The 17,189-nt window shown below is 49.7% G+C and carries 19 protein-coding genes; 14 read left to right on the top strand and 5 right to left on the bottom strand.

Annotation, left to right across the window (positions count from 1 at the left end):
- Window positions 1-28: 28 nt before the first annotated feature.
- From GMA8713_RS18865 to torT, 5 genes are read right to left on the bottom strand one after another with little or no spacing between them, the layout of a single operon-like run.
- Entirely contained in the window at window positions 29-268 is a 240-nt protein-coding gene (locus GMA8713_RS18865; protein ID WP_062713147.1) for an acetyl-CoA carboxylase, read from the bottom strand.
- Window positions 269-287: 19 nt separating this feature from the next.
- Window positions 288-1,043, bottom strand: coding sequence for a 5-oxoprolinase subunit PxpA (gene pxpA, locus GMA8713_RS18860; RefSeq protein ID WP_062713173.1), 756 nt, complete (start codon window positions 1,041-1,043; stop codon window positions 288-290).
- Window positions 1,044-1,083: 40 nt separating this feature from the next.
- Window positions 1,084-2,136: an ABC transporter permease gene (locus GMA8713_RS18855; protein ID WP_198159543.1), complete on the bottom strand. Its 1,053-nt coding sequence runs from the start codon at window positions 2,134-2,136 to the stop codon at window positions 1,084-1,086.
- Entirely contained in the window at window positions 2,126-3,646 is a 1,521-nt protein-coding gene (locus tag GMA8713_RS18850; RefSeq protein WP_062713145.1) for a sugar ABC transporter ATP-binding protein, read from the bottom strand. Before GMA8713_RS18850 ends, GMA8713_RS18855 begins: the two co-directional genes overlap by 11 nt.
- Window positions 3,646-4,734 carry a TMAO reductase system periplasmic protein TorT gene (torT, locus tag GMA8713_RS18845; RefSeq protein ID WP_062713143.1) on the bottom strand — a complete coding sequence of 363 codons (1,089 nt, stop codon included), beginning with the start codon at window positions 4,732-4,734 and terminating at the stop codon, window positions 3,646-3,648. Before torT ends, GMA8713_RS18850 begins: the two co-directional genes overlap by 1 nt.
- Before the next feature lie 299 nt (window positions 4,735-5,033).
- Between torT and GMA8713_RS18840 the strand changes: the two genes are divergently transcribed.
- The 14 genes from GMA8713_RS18840 (at window position 5,034) to GMA8713_RS18775 (ending at window position 17,184) form a co-directional block, all read left to right on the top strand.
- Window positions 5,034-5,957 carry a LysR substrate-binding domain-containing protein gene (locus GMA8713_RS18840; protein WP_062713142.1) on the top strand — a complete coding sequence of 308 codons (924 nt, stop codon included), beginning with the start codon at window positions 5,034-5,036 and terminating at the stop codon, window positions 5,955-5,957.
- A 203-nt stretch (window positions 5,958-6,160) separates the two neighbouring features.
- Window positions 6,161-6,679 carry an Hcp family type VI secretion system effector gene (locus GMA8713_RS18835; protein WP_002540653.1) on the top strand — a complete coding sequence of 173 codons (519 nt, stop codon included), beginning with the start codon at window positions 6,161-6,163 and terminating at the stop codon, window positions 6,677-6,679.
- A gap of 86 nt (window positions 6,680-6,765) precedes the next feature.
- Window positions 6,766-8,772 carry a type VI secretion system Vgr family protein gene (locus tag GMA8713_RS18830; protein ID WP_002540654.1) on the top strand — a complete coding sequence of 669 codons (2,007 nt, stop codon included), beginning with the start codon at window positions 6,766-6,768 and terminating at the stop codon, window positions 8,770-8,772.
- Window positions 8,772-9,761, top strand: coding sequence for a DUF4123 domain-containing protein (locus tag GMA8713_RS18825; protein ID WP_062713140.1), 990 nt, complete (start codon window positions 8,772-8,774; stop codon window positions 9,759-9,761). Before GMA8713_RS18830 ends, GMA8713_RS18825 begins: the two co-directional genes overlap by 1 nt.
- The gene (locus GMA8713_RS18820) at window positions 9,758-10,609 is read left to right on the top strand and encodes an HNH endonuclease (protein WP_002540656.1); all 852 of its coding nucleotides are present in this window, start codon (window positions 9,758-9,760) and stop codon (window positions 10,607-10,609) included. The genes GMA8713_RS18825 and GMA8713_RS18820 overlap by 4 nt, the downstream gene beginning before the upstream one ends.
- A gap of 22 nt (window positions 10,610-10,631) precedes the next feature.
- Window positions 10,632-11,156 (top strand): SMI1/KNR4 family protein, encoded by a 525-nt coding sequence (locus GMA8713_RS18815; protein WP_062713138.1) that lies wholly within the window; start codon window positions 10,632-10,634, stop codon window positions 11,154-11,156.
- A 38-nt stretch (window positions 11,157-11,194) separates the two neighbouring features.
- Window positions 11,195-11,773, top strand: coding sequence for an SMI1/KNR4 family protein (locus tag GMA8713_RS18810; protein ID WP_062713136.1), 579 nt, complete (start codon window positions 11,195-11,197; stop codon window positions 11,771-11,773).
- Complete coding sequence (locus GMA8713_RS18805; RefSeq protein ID WP_232314488.1) at window positions 11,766-12,323, top strand: SMI1/KNR4 family protein; 558 nt, start codon at window positions 11,766-11,768, stop codon at window positions 12,321-12,323. Before GMA8713_RS18810 ends, GMA8713_RS18805 begins: the two co-directional genes overlap by 8 nt.
- Window positions 12,320-12,994, top strand: coding sequence for a hypothetical protein (locus GMA8713_RS18800; protein WP_039850300.1), 675 nt, complete (start codon window positions 12,320-12,322; stop codon window positions 12,992-12,994). The genes GMA8713_RS18805 and GMA8713_RS18800 overlap by 4 nt, the downstream gene beginning before the upstream one ends.
- Before the next feature lie 9 nt (window positions 12,995-13,003).
- Window positions 13,004-13,303 carry a PAAR domain-containing protein gene (locus tag GMA8713_RS18795; protein ID WP_002540662.1) on the top strand — a complete coding sequence of 100 codons (300 nt, stop codon included), beginning with the start codon at window positions 13,004-13,006 and terminating at the stop codon, window positions 13,301-13,303.
- 180 nt (window positions 13,304-13,483) lie between these two features.
- Entirely contained in the window at window positions 13,484-14,272 is a 789-nt protein-coding gene (locus GMA8713_RS18790) for an ABC transporter ATP-binding protein (protein WP_157515686.1), read from the top strand.
- A gap of 26 nt (window positions 14,273-14,298) precedes the next feature.
- Complete coding sequence (locus tag GMA8713_RS18785; RefSeq protein WP_062713133.1) at window positions 14,299-15,258, top strand: ABC transporter substrate-binding protein; 960 nt, start codon at window positions 14,299-14,301, stop codon at window positions 15,256-15,258.
- A gap of 71 nt (window positions 15,259-15,329) precedes the next feature.
- Window positions 15,330-16,286 carry a FecCD family ABC transporter permease gene (locus GMA8713_RS18780; RefSeq protein WP_062713131.1) on the top strand — a complete coding sequence of 319 codons (957 nt, stop codon included), beginning with the start codon at window positions 15,330-15,332 and terminating at the stop codon, window positions 16,284-16,286.
- A 193-nt stretch (window positions 16,287-16,479) separates the two neighbouring features.
- On the top strand, window positions 16,480-17,184 hold the full coding sequence (locus tag GMA8713_RS18775; RefSeq protein WP_062713129.1) for a HupE/UreJ family protein: 705 nt from the start codon (window positions 16,480-16,482) through the stop codon (window positions 17,182-17,184).
- Window positions 17,185-17,189 lie beyond the last annotated feature (5 nt).

The following is a 17,189-nucleotide window of genomic DNA, read 5'->3' as shown; positions in this document are numbered from 1 at the left end:
ACTGACTCCTTGTGTGCATTCAGAGCGCTTACTTCAGGCGGACAATAGGTTGTCCTGCGTTGACCGGGCTTTCGTTCTCAATCAGAAAGTCGTCAATCACACCGGATGTTTCCGCTTTGACTTCATGGAAGGATTTCATCACTTCCACCAGTCCAATTACGTCACCCGGTTCGATAGCGTCTCCCGGCTCTTTGTATCGGGGCTGCTCGGGAGAAGCCGAGCGGTAAAAAATGCCAGGTAATGGGCAGATAATTTCTTTGTCAGACATGGTTCACTCCTTCGAACGTCTATTCTTTTTCGGCGGTGCAGACATCGCTTTGGCGGGAAAGGTGAGGCTGTAACACCGCATTGACTGCTTTGGCGATATCCACCGCATTCGGGGTATCTGAATGCACACAGATGGTCTGGGCGACGACTGGGATCTCTTGACCATTGTTAGCCGTGACCTTGCCGTGTTCGACAGCCTTCAAAACGCGCTTGGCGGCATGGACAGGATCAGTGGCGTCATGGGTTTGGGTGATCACCAGATGCCCATCTTGATCGTAGTCGAGATCGGTAAAAAACTCGGGGATGAAGCCCGCACCGTGTGCGCTGTAAATGGTTTCGTGGCAGGTGCCGGAAAGCCCGAACACTGGCACTTGGTAATGGTGTGCGATGCGGGCAATGGTTTCAGCAATGTTCGGATCGGATGCTGCCATACCGTAGAGCGCACCATGCGGTTTGAGGTGGTTCAGCGGCATGCCGAGCATATCGAGGAAGCCTTTCAGCGCACCGATCTGGTACACAATCATGTTGTGCAGCTCGCCTTGACTGAGATGCATTTTCCGGCGTCCAAATCCCTGCAAATCTGGTAGCGAAAAATGTGCACCGACTTTCACGCCGTATTGCTTGGCAAGCTCTACGGTACGTTTCATATGATTGGGGTCAGAGGCATGAAACCCGCAGGCGACATTGGCTTCAGTGATGTAAGGCATGAGCGCTTCATCGTCACTGAGTTTGTAAATGCCAAAGCCTTCACCCATGTCGCTGTTGATGTTGATCATAGTGAGACCTTCCTTTTGAAATTTGTTTGCAGAGCACATATCAGTGGGCTCCCAGCTTGGCGCGCAATCGAATACGAACTTGGTCGACGATGACGGCAAATATCAGCAGCGCACCGATCACCACGGTTTGTAGGTAAGATTCCACGCGGGTCAGGTTCATGCCGTTTTGCACCAAACTGATAAACACTGCGCCCAAGACGACGTGTTCCACACGTCCGATCCCACCGCGAAGACTGACACCAGCGATGACGCAGGCTGCAATGGACTCAAGGGGCATGGCTGCACCTATGTTGGCCTCGCCAGTATCAAGACGGGCGGTGATCAGCATCCCTGCCATGGCAGCGAAGGACGCGCAGAGTAGGTATGCCAGAATCAGCGTTTTGTGGGTGTTGATCCCTGAGAGACGGGCGGCATTGATGTTTCCACCTACTGCATAGAAATAGCGGCCCAGACGGGTACGGTTGACGATGATCATCGCAAAAACCGTCATCAGTAAGGCAACCAGTATGGGGGTGGGTAAGCCAAAAATGTTGCCAAAGCCAAAGGTGTTGCCGAATTCCATCGGCATCCCATACACTGGCGATCCGCCTGTCATATAGAGGGCGATACCAAAACCAATGGAGGAGATGCCCAGCGTCATCACAAAGGGGGAAACCTGAAAATGCGCGACGCCGATGCCATTGATAAATCCGACGACCAAGCCAACGGCGACACCGGCTGCTATCCCCACAAGAATGGCGAGATACACAGATTCCGGGAAAGCCGCATAGGTTGCTGCCATGGTGGTGGCCCCAACCACCGATGAGAGGGCGATAATGGTACCGACGGAGAGATCAAATCCCGCGGTGAGTAACACAAACATCTGTCCGATGGAGACCATCACCAGATACGAAGACTGGCGAAGTAGATTCAGAAGGTTGCGCGCGGTCAGGAAGTTCTCTGATGCCGACGCAAAGATGGTCACGGCGATCACTACCAGAATAGGCAGCACACCCACCTTCACAAATAGCCGTGTCACGCGGTCTGCAAACTTCCTTTTTGAAGCGCCCAGTTCGGCGCCTTGGGAACTGGCCTTCACTGGCTCACTGTTCATTTTCTTCATACTCCATTGATTCAAAAAAGTGGCAGAGCGCCTCTGTTTCAGTGATCTCTTCGCCCTCCAGGTGGGCGGCGATTTGTCCTTCTCGCATGACGTAGAGCCGGTGGGAGAGGTGCACGACCTCGGGCAGGTCGGAAGAAATGATGACGACCGCTGCCCCTTGCTCGCATAAACCGGCAATAAAGCGGTAGATCTCCGCGCGTGTCCCGACATCTACACCCACGGTAGGCTCGTCGAATACATACAGCGAGACTTCGCGGGTCAGGCATTTCGCCAGTAGCACTTTCTGTTGATTGCCGCCGCTAAACTGGCCAACATCGCGCTCGGTTTGCATTGGGTAGAGCTTGAGCCTTGTTGCTAGGTGGCGGGTTTGCTCGCGTTCGTAGGCTAGATTCAGCGCGCCATGACGATGGGAAAAAGAGGAAGAACCCAAAGAAGGCAAGCTGATGTTTTCCCGGCAACTGCGGTTGAGCACCAAGCCTTCGTCTTTGCGGTCACGGGAGTTATAAAAAAAGCCCCGTTCTAGCATCTCGCGGATGCTGAGTCCTGTGACATTTTCACCGTTAAACACCACGCACCCGGCAGTGACCTCCTCGACACCAAAACACGCTCTAAGCGCTTCGGATTTGCCGCAGCCAACCAACCCGGCAAAGCCAACAATTTCACCGGCTCTGATGTGGAAAGAGAGGTCTTCGACCAGTCGGTTGTCAGTGGTCAGTGATTGCACCTCTAACACCGTTTCGGTGGGTAAAAAGGGTATGTGCGGGTAGATGTTGTCGATTTCCCTACCTGTCATCATGGTGATGAGGTCTTGTTCTTCGACCGTTTCTACCTCGCGTGTGCCTATGTATTTACCATCCCGCAGCACCGTAATTCGGTCTGCAATCTGGCGGATTTCGCCCATGCGGTGAGAGATATAGATGATGCCGACATCCTGTGCTTTGAGCTGATCGATTAGTGAAAATAACTGATTGGTTTCCTGGTGCGTCAAGGATGCTGTCGGCTCATCAAGGATCAGCACAGACAACTCGCTACGCAGCGCTTTAGCAATCTCTACCATTTGCTTTTCAGCGCGCGAAAGCTCGCTGACTGGCAGGTTTGCATCAAGGGCAAACCCCATTTTATCGAGCAGCGCCTGCGCTTCGGTGTGCAGGGTGGCGTTATCCAGAAAGCGTCCGCTCAACGGCTCTTCACCCAGAAACAGGTTTTGGGCAATGGAGAGGGTGTCGACCAGAGAAAACTCCTGAAACACGGCGCTTATTCCTTTTCGCCTCGCGTCGTAAACGCTTTTAAAGCGCACGGTGTCTTCGAAAAAGCGCATCTCTCCGGCCGTTGGCTGGTTGGCACCGGAGATAATGGAAATCAGTGTCGATTTTCCCGCGCCATTCTCGCCGAACAACACGTGAACTTCGCCGGGCTCTAGGGTGAAATCCACCCCGTCGAGCGCTTTTACACCGGGATACTGTTTGTGTATCCCGTGTAGGCTGAGAATCGGTGCGTCCATCACTGCGGCTTCACTGTAAACGTCGGTTTAAAGTTCGCTGGTGCGAGGGAGCTGTTACGATCAAAGCTGTTGATGTTGGTGTCATCAATGACATAAAGCTGCGGTCCCACATGTTTGGTGTAGGGCTTGCCTTCGAGGATACGGATAGCCTGATCAATCGCGACACGGCCTTGGATAACCGCTGAATCGGTTGGCGCTGCAACGATAAGATTACGTTTGATCCCCTGATGAACACCGGGGGTGAAGTAGTAGGAAAGGACACCGATTTGGTCAGTGAGACCACGGGCACGAAGCAGGCTGGTGGCGGCTTCAGCGGTCACTGCTGTACCGACGATGTAATCCAGATCCGGATGTGCCTCGAGGGTATCTTCCACCAGTTTTAGCTGCACTTCCTTACCGGTATCGCCGTATTTGGTTTCTACTACGTCAATGTTTGACCCTTCTACGGCAGACTGAAAACCCTTGTTTCCGGCTTCAACCCAACCTGCACCCGGAGGTCCGGGGAACCAGCCAACTTTGACTTTATCTTTATCATTCTGGTGGCGCTCCGCAAGATACTGTCCGGTCTTCGCACCCATCTCGCCAAATGAGACCAGAGACTTCGCTGAGATATCTGGCGATGACATGCCGTTGACGATGTCGATAACCGGGACACCGGACTGGGTGATATTCTTCACCAGATTATTGAGACCATCGTAAGAAATGGCGCCCACTATCACGGCGTCTGCACCGGAAGCCACACAGTCTTCAATCTGTGAAAGCTGAGTATTAAGGTTGGTGTAACCGCCTGCCTCCACCAACTGCATTCCGACACCAGCACGTTTTGCCTCATCCACAACGCCGTAGTTCACTGCGGTCCAATAGGCATCTTTGAGGTGCGGGAAGGAGACGCAGATATCCCACGCCTTGCTGGCCTTTTCGACGGGCTGATATTGCATCACTTTGCGGGCACTGCTCATGTCGAACGGTGTAGTCCAGACATCAACCGTGTACGGGTACCAGTTTTCGCTGTTTGCAGCGTTGCTTTGAGCCAGCGCCATTGCACCGACCAAGGTTAACCATGGGACAGCAGAAGGTTTGCCGTTCATGTTTCTTCTCCCTGTTACTTCAACCAATGTTTGCAATGGTCATGACGGTAAACGCCGGATTTGACTATTGCTCGATGTGTTAATAACAGGTTAAATTTGCATCACTGGTATGTAAATTATAGAGTTTTGTCTAGTGTTATCAGAAAAACAGATAATAAAAAGCGATGTGATATCACTTAGTGAAACTTAGTTATTTCATTGATATATAAATTTTAAATAGGTTGGTGTGGTTCTTTTTCAAACATATCATCAGCCCTTGATATCAGAAGAACGGATACGAGGCTTAAGGAAAACAGAATATGCTCCCAACCATGAAACAGATTCGCTATTTCATCGCGACGGCGGACACCGGACAGGTCTCTCAAGCGGCCAATGCTATGCACGTTTCCCAGTCGGCGATCACCACCGCCATTAAGCAGTTGGAGGAGATGCTGAATGTGAACCTGTTTGTGCGTCAGCCTCATGGCATGTTGCTGACCTATGAGGGGAACCAGTTTTACCAACATGCCACGCACATTGTGAAGGAGCTGGAAGAAGCCATGTTACTTTCGCACCGCTCCGCCAATCAGGTTGAAGGCACAATTACCGTCGCCATGTCTTACACCGTGGCGGGATACTTTGTGCCACCCTACCTCACCCGGTTTCAGCGCAGCTACCCCAATGTGAACCTGAAGCTGGTGGAAGCCACCCGGGGGGATATCGAAGAAGGCGTGGTGTCAGGGGAATTTGATGTTGCCTTTATGCTGACGTCCAACCTAATTAACCAGGAAGACATCAGTTTCCAAACCCTGTTGAGTTCCCAGCGTCGATTGTGGCTCAGCTCCAGTCATCCTCTGCTGGAAAACAAAATGGTGACCTTCCACGATGTCGCTCAATATCCCTACATTATGCTAACGGTCGATGAGGCAAGTAATACCGCTCTGCGCTATTGGAACCAAACGCCCTATCAGCCCAATACCATTTTCCGCACCTCTTCCGTGGAATCCGTGCGCAGTCTCGTCGCCAATGATTACGGCATCACCATTCTGTCAGACATGGTTTACCGGCCCTGGTCATTGGAAGGGAGAAGGGTGGAAGTGCGTCCACTGGCTGATCATGTACCGCCGATGGATGTTGGTTTGGTTTGGTCGAGAAAGCGCGAGCGTAGTGATGCGGTCACCGCATTCTGTGAATTTATGGAGCTTTCAGTGACGCCGGATAGCGGTTTTTCGCAACGGTACTGATCAGTTTCTAAGGATTAATCTGGTTTCACCTTTCAGGCCAAAAATTACCCAACGGGCAAGAATTGCGTAAATTTTGAGCGGTTTTTTGCCCGGGTATTTGGTTGAAATTCTCAAGTGTCTGTTTATCTGAAAAAACCTAATTGGCATATGTGTTGCTTGTGTGTATTGGTCGATACATACACTCGCTGCAGAAGGAATACGTAATGCCAACTCCATGCTATATCGCGATTGAAGGTCAAACCCAAGGCAATATCACTGCCGGTGCATTTACCGCCGATTCTGTCGGTAACATCTATGTTGAAGGTCATGAAGATGAAATGCTGGTTCAGGCATTTGATCACATCGTGACCGTTCCCACCGACCCACAAAGTGGTCAGCCGTCAGGTCAACGTGTCCACAAACCATTCAAGTTCACCGTGGCGCTGAATAAAGCGGTTCCCCTCATGTATAACGCGTTGTCATCGGGTGAAATGCTGCCGAAGATTGAACTCAAGTGGTACAGGACATCAGTAGAAGGTAAGCAGGAACACTTTTTCTCGACCATTTTGACAGACGGCACCATCATCGATATTGACTGCAATATGCCGCACTGTCAGGACTTAGAGAAAAAAGAGTTTACTCAGCTAGTGACCGTGTCCGTGGCTTACCGAAAAATCGATTGGGAACATACCGTCGCAGGCACATCAGGTGCCGACGACTGGAGAGCGCCAATCGAAGGGTAAAAAAACTGGGTAAGCGTCTACTCAGTTGATGCTTACCCGTTATCCATCGAACAGATACCGCACAAGCGTCTAGGGATGGTTTAACGATGGCGAACGCGACAGGGCTACAGTTCACTTTTCAGACCAGCAGTCTGGATCTTTCATTGTTTGGTGTTCTTGGCTTTTCCGTTGAGGAGGGGCTTTCGACGCCCTTCGTGGCAAAAGTTGAGCTGGTAAGCCGTGAAGCAGGCGTTTCGCCTGACCAACTGGTAGACAAAGACGGCTTACTTTGCGTATGGAAAGACGGTGTGCTGTACCGGCAATTCCATGGCATCGTCAGCCGTTTTACCCGCGGGGACACCGGTCATTCGCAAACCTACTACTTTCTGGAGCTGGTTCCTGCGCTGAAGCGGTTGAGCTTGCGCCAGAATAGCAGGATCTTCCAAAGTGCAGATGCCGTTCAAATCATCTCTACGCTGCTGGAGGAGATGGGCGTTGATGATTTCGCATTCTCACTGACACACACGCCCGCTACCCGCGAGTATTGTGTTCAATATCGAGAGTCTGATTTAGATTTTGTCGAACGCTTGGCAGCTGAAGAGGGCATGTTTTACTTCTTTGAGCAATCAGGCGGTAAGCATTCTCTGGTGTTTGCGGACGACAGCTCCGTACTATCTGCTATATCTACCCCACTGACTTACGAGCCAAACATTGGCGGCGTGGCTGAATATCCCTATATCCGTAGCTTCAAACCCTCCAGCGAAATGGGGGCGTCCAGTGCAACTCTCAAAGATTACAGTTTTAAAAAACCCGACTATGGGTTGGTGCACAGCCACACAGGGACAGATCTCAGCTTTCAGCGGGCGAGTTATGAACACTACGACTATCCCGGACGGTTTAAAGACGACGGTTCGGGGAAACCTTTCACTCAGTTCCGGCTTGAATCTCTGAGGCGCGAAAGTCTGTCCGCTTCTTTGCTAAGCAATATTCCCGCCATCTCACCGGGTCTGAAAATGACGGTTGAAGGGCCTGAAGAAGCGTCTGACGTCAACATGGAATGGCTTGGTGTCAGGGTTATTCATATAGGTACCCAGCCTCAGGCAGCACAGGAATCGGGGGGCGAAGGCCAAACGACCTACAACAACGAGGCTTTGGTGATTCCGGCAACCAGAACCTGGCGTCCGATGCCGAATATCAAACCCCGTGTTGATGGTCCTCAAATTGCGATTGTCGTGGGGCCAGCCAATGAAGAAATCTTCTGTGATGAACATGGGCGGGTCAAAGTCCAGTTTCCTTGGGACCGAGTGGGGGAATGGAACGAAAACTCCAGTTGCTGGGTGCGTGTGGCACAGGGTTGGGCAGGGGCGAGCTATGGCGCTGTGAGTGTACCGAGGATCGGTCACGAAGTGATTGTCAGTTTTCTAGAAGGAGACCCGGACCAGCCGATTGTAACGGGAAGAACCTATCACGCTGCCAACCTTGTTCCACAGTCATTGCCAGCACATAAAACACAGACTGTGTTGCGGACGCAAACCCACAAAGGTGATGGCTTTAACGAGCTGCGCTTCGAAGATGAGTCAGGCAAAGAAGAGATTTATGTCCATGCTCAGAAGGATGTTAATCGTGTTATCGAAAACAACGAAGGTGACATTGTTGGTAATGACAGGCAAAGGGACGTTAAGAATAACGAAACGGTAAAAATCGGTGATACCCAGAAGATCAGTGTCGGCAATGATCAACACATCAAGGTCAACCGCTTCTTGACTGAAACGGTCGGGATAGCCAGCACACTTACGGTGGGCGGTGCGTATCAAGTGACCGTCGGAGGGGCAAAAAATGAATCGGTCGCGTTGGTTAGCGCAGAGCAAGTTGGGACGATTAAATCCATAGTTGCGGGTAAATCGATTCACTCCAACACCAAGAAATACGTCGTTCAAGCGGAGAAAATCGTGCTCAGTACAAAGGGTGCCATGATTGAAATGGATGCATCCGGCATTTTGATTAAGGGCAATCAAGTCAAAATCAAAGGCAACGCAATTGATTTTTCGAGTGCGGGCGGTGGCGACAAAGAGGACAAGCCATTTAAAGAAAAATGCACCAAGGGGAAAGGGTAATGACAGTAACAGAAACCCTCAGCGCATCCTTACTCAAAGCCAAAAATCAAAGTGAAGAATGTCGCCTTTATGTCCTTCTCGACCCTTCACACAACGAGCAGCTCATCGCCGCGGTTCAGGGCATGTCGACGCGTCATCGTTGCCTGTTTGTCGGGGAAGATTTAGAAGAATTTCAGGAAGAATCTCCCTGGATAGCTGAAATTCTTCATGGAGAGCCGCTTTTTGACTGGCTACTCAAAGAAACCTTTGGCAAACAGCAGGCACTGTACTTTGTTAGCAATCAGGGGGTAGACAGCCTCTTCACCAAACTTCAAAGGGTCAAAGAGGTCGTCGAGCCGAGTGGGGAGTTGGTTTATTTCCGGTTTTACGATGCCAATACGCTGAACCGTTATTTACCTGTGTTTTCAGAAGGACAGCGACGTGAGTTTTTCAGCGCCATGAACAGTGTTTACGCTGAGGAAGGGGAAGAGGGCTTCTTCACGTACACGCTGAATGCGGACGCGACCATGAACTGGTCGGTATCTGGCAACATTGAAGATTCAGGCATTTACCCACTTCCGGGATTAAAAACCGAAGAACATGACCCGTCTCTACCTTGGTTTTTCACCGAGGAGCAGCTTCAGTATCCGTTGTTCGCCCATCGCGACGAACTGATCGATGACTTGATTGAATACCTGGAGTATGAAGAAGTCGAAACGGTGCGCTTCTATCCAAAAGGGTTTGTCCGAGCCATGGTTAATCAGGGCATAGGGCACTGTTTTACTTACAAAGTTCTGGACCTTATCCATATGCGGCTTTTCATTAACCTGATGTGGACGATCAACCCCCAGTTTCATCTACAACCCTCCATACATCAGGTGTTATCCCAATCATCCAGCACAGAAGAAAAGTTCGATACGCTGCTGTCTGATGACTTTGAGGAAGTCTGGATACGTGCTGGCGCAGAAAAATACAAGGATTGGTGGCCTGAGGGTGAGGGGGCGTCATGAGTAACGAATATACGCGTTTGTTAGAAGAAGCCAGAGACAAAAAGCTATGGGAAGAAGCGGGAGAGATTGCCAAAAACAACCCGCAGATCATCACAGATATCACAGGGATTTTTGACCCGACACCGGCAAGTGATGGGATTTCTGCCGTCATTTCGGCGGCAAAAGGGGACTGGCTCGGAGCCGGTTTGTCATTAGTTTCTATGATCCCTTATGCGGGGGATGCACTGGCAAAGCCTGCTAAGTTTGCCAAATATGGGAGCAAGGTTCAGGGACTGGTCGGGCTGATGTTTAAGAAGTTCGACAATGTCGCCTCGATGACCAAGTCTTATGAAAGCGTCTTGTCCGCTACACAGGTGATGAAAGCTAGGATGCAAGCGCTGAGAAAAGCCAGAGCTCAAATGATTGATGCGCGTAAAAGGGCCTTTAAGTGCAAAAAATGCGAGCAATTTAAGCGCAAACACAAAATGCCATCTAACCGAAAAGGAACATGGAATCCACCCGGTGCCAATGACCCGAAAAGCCCGAATTTTGGCTCAGGGAAACTGACGTTTAACAAACCTGTGGACCTTCCAAACCCGCCTGGTGGTCAGGTTAAATCAATCGATTATCAGGATGGTTTTCCTGTATTTAAGGACAAACACGTTCATGGCAGGGTGAGAGTTACTGATTTGAGCAACAACGTCGCAACTGACAGCGCATTGTTGAAGCAACAGGGGATCACGGCTCCCGGTAAAGATTGGACTCTACACCATTTTGAAGATGGTACGCTGGGTTATGTCCCTTCCAAGCTACACTCCAAAGCAAGCCACACAGGTAGCCGTTCAATCATGGACACGGATGCGTTCTAGCGACGAATTAATGAGGAAAGATATGCCGTCGAACATTGAGACACTAAGTCAGCAAATCGTTTGGAAGCCTATTGATGCTGAGGACGGGGAAACACCCGAGCTGTTTTGTTCGACTGAAGAACAAGTGCTAGCAGTGGAAGCATTTCTCAATACCAAGTTACCCCAAGATTACAGATGGTTCCTCAGAAATGTAGGGAGACGCTTGATTGAGGATCAGAGAATTGAAGTCAGAGTGAACGGTATATCGCTGGAATTTTTAGACTGGTTTCGGGATGCCGTTGATGTATTGACATTCACCATGATGGCAAGCGATGTCGATGATGATGGTGACGCCCGCATCCCACCGAATTTAGTGGTGATGGAAAGCTCCATTTCCCGAGACTTATTGTTGCTTGATGTCTCCGAGAACAACTACGGGAAAGTCTGGTACATGAATGGCTATCAAGGCGAAAAAGACTGGTCTGGACACAATTACGAAGGACTTGTGCTTTTGGCTGACTCATTCACCGAGCTGTTGGAAAAGATTGTCCAATATGAACCCAACTGAAATCAGCCAACCAACACCTGTTTCACAAGGAGACGCAAATGAACAAAGAGAAACTGTTGTCGTTTTGGAAGCAGGAAATAGTTAGCACGGAAGACCTGGGTGACCGTTTGTCTTCTCAAGAAGCAATATCGGATTTTGAGGCCAAGCATGGTGTTGTGTTACCAGAGGGGTTCAAATCTTTTCTGACAGAATACGGCGCGTGTAGTTTTAATGACCTTGAACAGAACTTTTGCGTTTATATGTTGGATGTAGGTGAACGCAGTGTGCCGGGTTTTGTGGCGCATAACTTCATTTACAACGTGGATGATATTGAAGATACGCTGTTTGAGTTGAACGAGGAACTGCCTGATTTCTGGGAAACGGATGCCGCGTTGATCCCACCCACCATGATCCCCATTGCTGACAGCTTGGCCGATGACAATGGCTACCTTCTGATGAACTTGGCGGAGAAACATTATGGCTCTTTGTGGCATTGGCGGTTTACCCAGAATGCATGGGGAGACAAGGGAAATGATTCCATCATCTTGATTGCCAATAGCTTCGAAGACTGGCTTGAAAGTCTGGTGACGTATGAAGAAGCCGAATTGATCGTGGCTCAGGGTGGGAGCAGTGTCTGATTCCAATCATGTGATTGAGCAGCTATGTAAAGATATTTCTTGGAGTCCAATAGCCGAAGAGTGTGAAACGAAAGACGTTTATTGTGCAATGGAGCAAGAGCTGGTCGCGCTTGAAACGTTTCTGAATCGTAAGCTACCGAAGGATTATCGATGGTTTATGAAAAGCTATGGGATGCGTAGCTTCGAAGATGAAAGAGTTCATCTCAAGTTGAGTGGAATTTCGCTATCTTTTCTCTCTGCATTCCTGGCTGCCGACTCAGCACTTGTTGTCACCCAAATGTACTCTGATGATGGTGAAGACAGAAGAATCCCGGATGAAAGTTTGATCATTGCGGATTCTATTTCCGGTGATTTTTTAGTGATGGATCTTTGTGACGAGCGATTTGGCTTTATCTACTTTCTCAGCAATCTGAAGCCATGGGGAGCTTTTGAAGACAGTGACTACCTTGTTTTAATTGCCGAGTCGCTGACAGATTTGCTGTTAAAGATTGTAGAGAATGACTCGGTTGAGGAGCCTGCTTTCAATATCCCTGACGAAATGATTCGATGAAACAGCTGGAAAAAATCGCCAAATGTTCAACAGCAATCATCGCGACAGAATATGGAAATCTTCCCGATGTTTTCCAGCGTCATTATTTTCAGCAACCGGCAGCGACACTGGCGGTTTCAAGTGAGATTTTGTTAGCAGGGCTTTCGAACAATACGAGTTACCGCCGTCTTTCGGGGCTACCTAAAAGGGCGGTGAGATTTACGGCTGATTGCATCATCGAGCCCCAAGATTACTTACCCAAATTAGGCGTAGTGAGTTGGAAAGATTGCGTTGGAATGGCAATGCTGCCCAAAGGGTTGCTTCACCCAGAAAGTCAAAATGAAGTGCTATCGTGCTGGCTGACAAACCTATCGGACCGAATGGCTCAGGTACTTCATGCGTATGTCGCAGACCAGGTAACACCGAGGCTGTATTTGTTTCCGTATCATGACTTTTCTGCGCGTTCTGAATACCGACTGGCAGTTTCCGGAGGGGCATTATTGGACGCTCGTTGTTATCGGCAACGGCAAGATTTTCAAGCCGGTTACCGAGAAGCGATAAAGAAGTGGTGGCTCGGCCTTGGGGATCATGTGGCGCAACTTGAACAACCTTTACTGATTGATGTTGTTTTGGATACATCGAGAGGGTTTGCGATCATTGATGTGAACCCAAACCTTCAATTATATCAATGAGGTATTGCTATGGGTAAACCTGTTTCTTTACTTGGCCATATGCACGTCTGCCCCAAGGTAGAACCCGGCCCAGTTCCTCATGTGGGAGGTCCAATCATCGATGCTGGCCAATCGCTAGTGAAGGTCAATGGTATTCCTGTCGCAGTGGTCGGAGGCAAGGCAATTTGCACCGGTGTAGGTATGCCTGATGACCTGAAGCAAGGCTCCTCTTTGGTGAAAATTAACGGAAAAGCCGTGGTGAGAATGGGAGACGGTTGCGCGCATGGTGGTCAGGTGGTGCAAGGATGGCCGACCATTACCATGAGCTAACCTGAAAGACTCTTTTCTCAACGTACTTTTGTGCGGCTTTGTTCCTTTCAACTTTTCTGGGAATGGGCGCTGCCATTCTCTCTTTTATGACGCTCGGAAAGACTCATTTTCCTGCCTATTGACAAGTCTACTTATATAAATGTTATGTTATAACATATCAATTTAATCCGCGGGCATATGATGAAAGGAACTCATCAACCCATACTCTCATTGGCTGACTTCTGTGCTGATAGCCTCTCAGGTTGGCGCGCGGTGTCTGACGTGACGTTTTCTGTTTCCGCAAACGAATGCATCGCTGTTATCGGACCTAATGGCAGTGGGAAATCGAGTTTGCTTAAAGCCATCACAGGTGAATACCGGAAAGTGGCGGGTGAACTCTGGCTTGAAGGCTGCGCTGAAGAAAATCTGAATCGCTTATACCGGGCGAAAAGAGTGGCGGTGGTTGCCCAGCATGAACATGTCGACCCAAGGTTGAGTGTGAGTGAATATGTCGGTTTGGGTCGGGTGCCACATACCTTCTGCTGCACTGAAAAAGAGCATCAACGTGCCGTCAAACAAGCCATTCATGACACAGGTTTGTCTGCCAAAGAAAATCGCCTGTTCGGCTCTCTATCCGGGGGTGAAAAACAACGTGCCAGCATTGCCCGCGCATTTGCTCAGGAACCCAAGCTTTTGCTTCTGGATGAGCCTACCAATCACCTTGACCCATTGGCGCGTCTTGAGCTGCTCGACTTGATTAAACAGCGCGGCATTGCGTCGATTGCAGTGCTGCATGATTTACCTCTAGTCGCGCCTTTTGCGGACAAAGTAATTTTGATGTCCGGGCAGAAAATGGTGACCTGCGCGTCCCCCAACGAGGTGTTGCAGGACGCATTCATTACCCCCGTTTTTGGTCTTCGTGTATTTCCACTCAGCCATCCCCAAATCAACAACACGGTGCATCATTTTGAAGCCGCACCGTCCCATTAAGCCATGCCATTAATAGGAGCTGCACAATGAAGTGGTCAGTCGCATCGACGCTGTTCTTCCTTTTTCCCATCGCAATCGCTAATGCCAAAAGCACGGAATATCCGGTCACGGTAGATAACTGTGGGAGTCCACTGACAATTGAAAAGCGCCCGAATGCTGCTGTGTTTCACGACATCAACATGACGGAGATGGCTTTTGCACTTGGCTTGGAAGACAGCATGGTGGGTGTGACAGGCATTACAGGTTGGTACAAGATGTCTCCTTCTTTTGAAAAAACACTGGGCGACATTCCTGAACTGGCACCCAAGTATCCTTCGCTGGAAACCCTGATTGCGGCTAAAACCGACTTCTTCTTTGCCGGCTGGAACTACGGGATGAAAGTCGGTGGCGAAGTGACTCCGGAAACCCTCAAGCCTTATGGCATTGACACCCTTGTACTCTCGGAAAGCTGTATTCACACCAACAAGCTGGAGCAAGGCGCCAGCATGGCGTTGCTCTACGATGACATCGAAAAGCTGGGTGTGATTTTTGACAAGCAGGATGAAGCGGCAGCTTTGGTGGAAGCCTGGCAAGCCAAAATGAAAACGGTCACTTCTCAAAGCAACGCAGAAAATAAAGCGCCTAAGGTCTTCCTGTTTGATTCCGGTGAAGACAAGCCATTCACCGCGGGTAAATTCGCGATGCCTAGCGCAATGATCAAAGCGGCGGGTGGGGAAAATGTCACTGATGGCATGGAAACCAGCTGGGCCAGAACGTCATGGGAACATGTCGCGACAGAAAACCCTGATGTGATTATCCTTTTAGATTATCAAACCGCCAGTGGCGCAGATTCATTGAAAACCTTCCTTGAACAACACCCTTTGATGAAACATACCAATGCGGTGAAAGATGGTCGCTATGTGAAGCTGCGTTATGAGCAGTTAACGCCGGGACCCGCCAATATTCAGGCAATTGAAAAGCTCGCTAAGGCTTTCTATCCGCAATAACCTAGAAAGCAACTAGATTGATTGCAGGAATCAACAAGTATCGCGCAGCATGGCTACTGGGAATCAGTGCCATGCTGATTGCTTTTGTGTTGAGTTTGCAGTTTGGAACTGTGCCGCTTTCCTTGGAGCAGGTGCTTATAGGCTTGGGCGCGTTCAACGAAGACGACGCCAGTATGATAAGCCGTATCCTAATGGATTTGAGGTTACCCAGAGCCATACTCGCACTGATTGCAGGCGCTGGTTTAGCCTTGGTGGGTGCACTGCTTCAAACCACCACACGCAATGATTTGGCGGATCCTTTCCTGTTTGGTTTGTCTTCCGGTGCGTCGGCAGGGGCGGTATTGGTGATTACCAAGCTTGGTGATGCACTTGGCATATGGTCTCTGCCTATTGCTGCATTTGCAGGAGGAATCGTCTCAGCCGCAGCGGTGCTGATGCTCTTTTCCCTCCAGAAAAAGCAAGGCGACAACAACATTGTCCTGTGTGGATTAGCCATCTCCTTTTTGTTTGGTGCTGTGACCAGCTTTCTTATCTATTCTGGTGACCAACGTGCTGCGAGCTCAATTTTGTTCTGGACGATGGGCGGACTGGGTTTAGCCCGTTGGGATAACCTGATTTTTGCCGCTGTGGGCGTGCTCTGCTTGGTGGTTCTGATTCTGGTGCGATACCGGGAGTTGGATACCTTGCTTGTCAGCGAGCAAACGTCCCACTCGCTGGGTATCAATGTTCACAGGCTGCAAAGTGAAGTATTCCTGTGCTGCGCTTTTTGTACAGCTTCGATTGTTGCACTCACCGGTGTGGTTGGCTTTGTGGGATTAATGGTGCCTCATCTGGTGCGCCCATTTTCAGGGATGACCCACAAGCGCGCGTTGCCCCTCATTGCATTGTGGGGCGCGGTGATCTTAACCCTTGGTGATCTTGTTAGCCGCACCATTCTGGCACCACAGGAACTGCCAGTCGGTATTGTGACAGCGGCCTTGGGCGGTTTGTTTGTGCTCTATCTTGTGTGGAAGAAGCCAGCCCGTTGAAAGAATAGAGAATGTGGTCAAGTTTTCCTCAATACTGTTGAGAGCGCAAAAACTGTAATGACGACGATCTCACTGTTTTGTTGTTTTCTTGACCATTTGGTAAATGAAGACGCTAAGCTCCTCGGTTAAATGGCATCTCGAAGAGGCAGCAAACGACGTATTGCTTTTTCAACGGAACAATCACGGAAGAATTATGCAAAGAAAACCGCTCTCAATCATGTTCAGCACAGTGGTGCTGTTTTTGGCTGCTATCAGCAGCTCAGAGGCGTTTGCGCACGCCGTCGCGGAAGGCGACAAAGGTTATATTCAGGAAATCACAGGCACACATATCTTCGCTTTTATGTACCTCGGTGCAAAGCATATGGTGACGGGTTACGACCACATCCTCTTCCTGTTAGGCGTTATCTTCTTTCTCTACAGACCAAAGCACATAGCGCTTTATGTCAGCCTGTTTGCCTTGGGGCATTCAACCACAATGCTGCTGGGCGTCTATTTCAACATTGGTATCAACAGCTACATCATTGACGCGATTATTGGCTTGTCTGTGGTGTACAAAGCCATGGATAACCTCGGTGCTTTTCAGCGCTGGTTTGGCGTCCAGCCGAATACCAAACTTGCCACCTTGCTATTCGGCTTCTGTCACGGCTTTGGTTTGTCATCCAAAATCATTGATTACGATATCTCACCTGATGGACTGGTTCCCAACCTATTAGCTTTCAACATCGGCGTTGAACTTGGTCAACTCTTGGCTTTGGGCGCGATATTGATTCTGATGGGGTTCTGGCGTCGGCATACCCACTTCTATCGCCATGCATACTCCGCCAATGTTGTGATGATGAGCCTGGGTTTTATGCTGATCGGATATCAGTTAACGGGCTACGTTGTGGCGCAGCATTAAGAGAA

Origin of the sequence: Grimontia marina (assembly GCF_900060185.1) — a bacterium.
GTDB lineage: Bacteria > Pseudomonadota > Gammaproteobacteria > Enterobacterales > Vibrionaceae > Enterovibrio > Enterovibrio marinus.
The sequence above is the reverse complement of the archived record's forward strand: the minus strand, read 5'-3'. Positions and strand labels throughout refer to the sequence as shown.

Coding starts and splice junctions, on each gene's coding strand:
- GMA8713_RS18825 (WP_062713140.1), top strand. CDS start 8,772: ATGACAGTAACAGAAACCCTCAGCGCATCCTTACTCAAAGCCAAAAAT.
- GMA8713_RS18830 (WP_002540654.1), top strand. CDS start 6,766: ATGGCGAACGCGACAGGGCTACAGTTCACTTTTCAGACCAGCAGTCTG.
- GMA8713_RS18790 (WP_157515686.1), top strand. CDS start 13,484: ATGAAAGGAACTCATCAACCCATACTCTCATTGGCTGACTTCTGTGCT.
- GMA8713_RS18815 (WP_062713138.1), top strand. CDS start 10,632: ATGCCGTCGAACATTGAGACACTAAGTCAGCAAATCGTTTGGAAGCCT.
- GMA8713_RS18820 (WP_002540656.1), top strand. CDS start 9,758: ATGAGTAACGAATATACGCGTTTGTTAGAAGAAGCCAGAGACAAAAAG.
- GMA8713_RS18800 (WP_039850300.1), top strand. CDS start 12,320: ATGAAACAGCTGGAAAAAATCGCCAAATGTTCAACAGCAATCATCGCG.
- pxpA (WP_062713173.1), bottom strand. CDS start 1,043: ATGATCAACATCAACAGCGACATGGGTGAAGGCTTTGGCATTTACAAA.
- GMA8713_RS18775 (WP_062713129.1), top strand. CDS start 16,480: ATGCAAAGAAAACCGCTCTCAATCATGTTCAGCACAGTGGTGCTGTTT.
- GMA8713_RS18840 (WP_062713142.1), top strand. CDS start 5,034: ATGCTCCCAACCATGAAACAGATTCGCTATTTCATCGCGACGGCGGAC.
- GMA8713_RS18780 (WP_062713131.1), top strand. CDS start 15,330: ATGCTGATTGCTTTTGTGTTGAGTTTGCAGTTTGGAACTGTGCCGCTT.
- GMA8713_RS18865 (WP_062713147.1), bottom strand. CDS start 268: ATGTCTGACAAAGAAATTATCTGCCCATTACCTGGCATTTTTTACCGC.
- GMA8713_RS18855 (WP_198159543.1), bottom strand. CDS start 2,136: ATGAACAGTGAGCCAGTGAAGGCCAGTTCCCAAGGCGCCGAACTGGGC.
- torT (WP_062713143.1), bottom strand. CDS start 4,734: ATGAACGGCAAACCTTCTGCTGTCCCATGGTTAACCTTGGTCGGTGCA.
- GMA8713_RS18850 (WP_062713145.1), bottom strand. CDS start 3,646: ATGGACGCACCGATTCTCAGCCTACACGGGATACACAAACAGTATCCC.
- GMA8713_RS18795 (WP_002540662.1), top strand. CDS start 13,004: ATGGGTAAACCTGTTTCTTTACTTGGCCATATGCACGTCTGCCCCAAG.
- GMA8713_RS18810 (WP_062713136.1), top strand. CDS start 11,195: ATGAACAAAGAGAAACTGTTGTCGTTTTGGAAGCAGGAAATAGTTAGC.
- GMA8713_RS18785 (WP_062713133.1), top strand. CDS start 14,299: ATGAAGTGGTCAGTCGCATCGACGCTGTTCTTCCTTTTTCCCATCGCA.
- GMA8713_RS18835 (WP_002540653.1), top strand. CDS start 6,161: ATGCCAACTCCATGCTATATCGCGATTGAAGGTCAAACCCAAGGCAAT.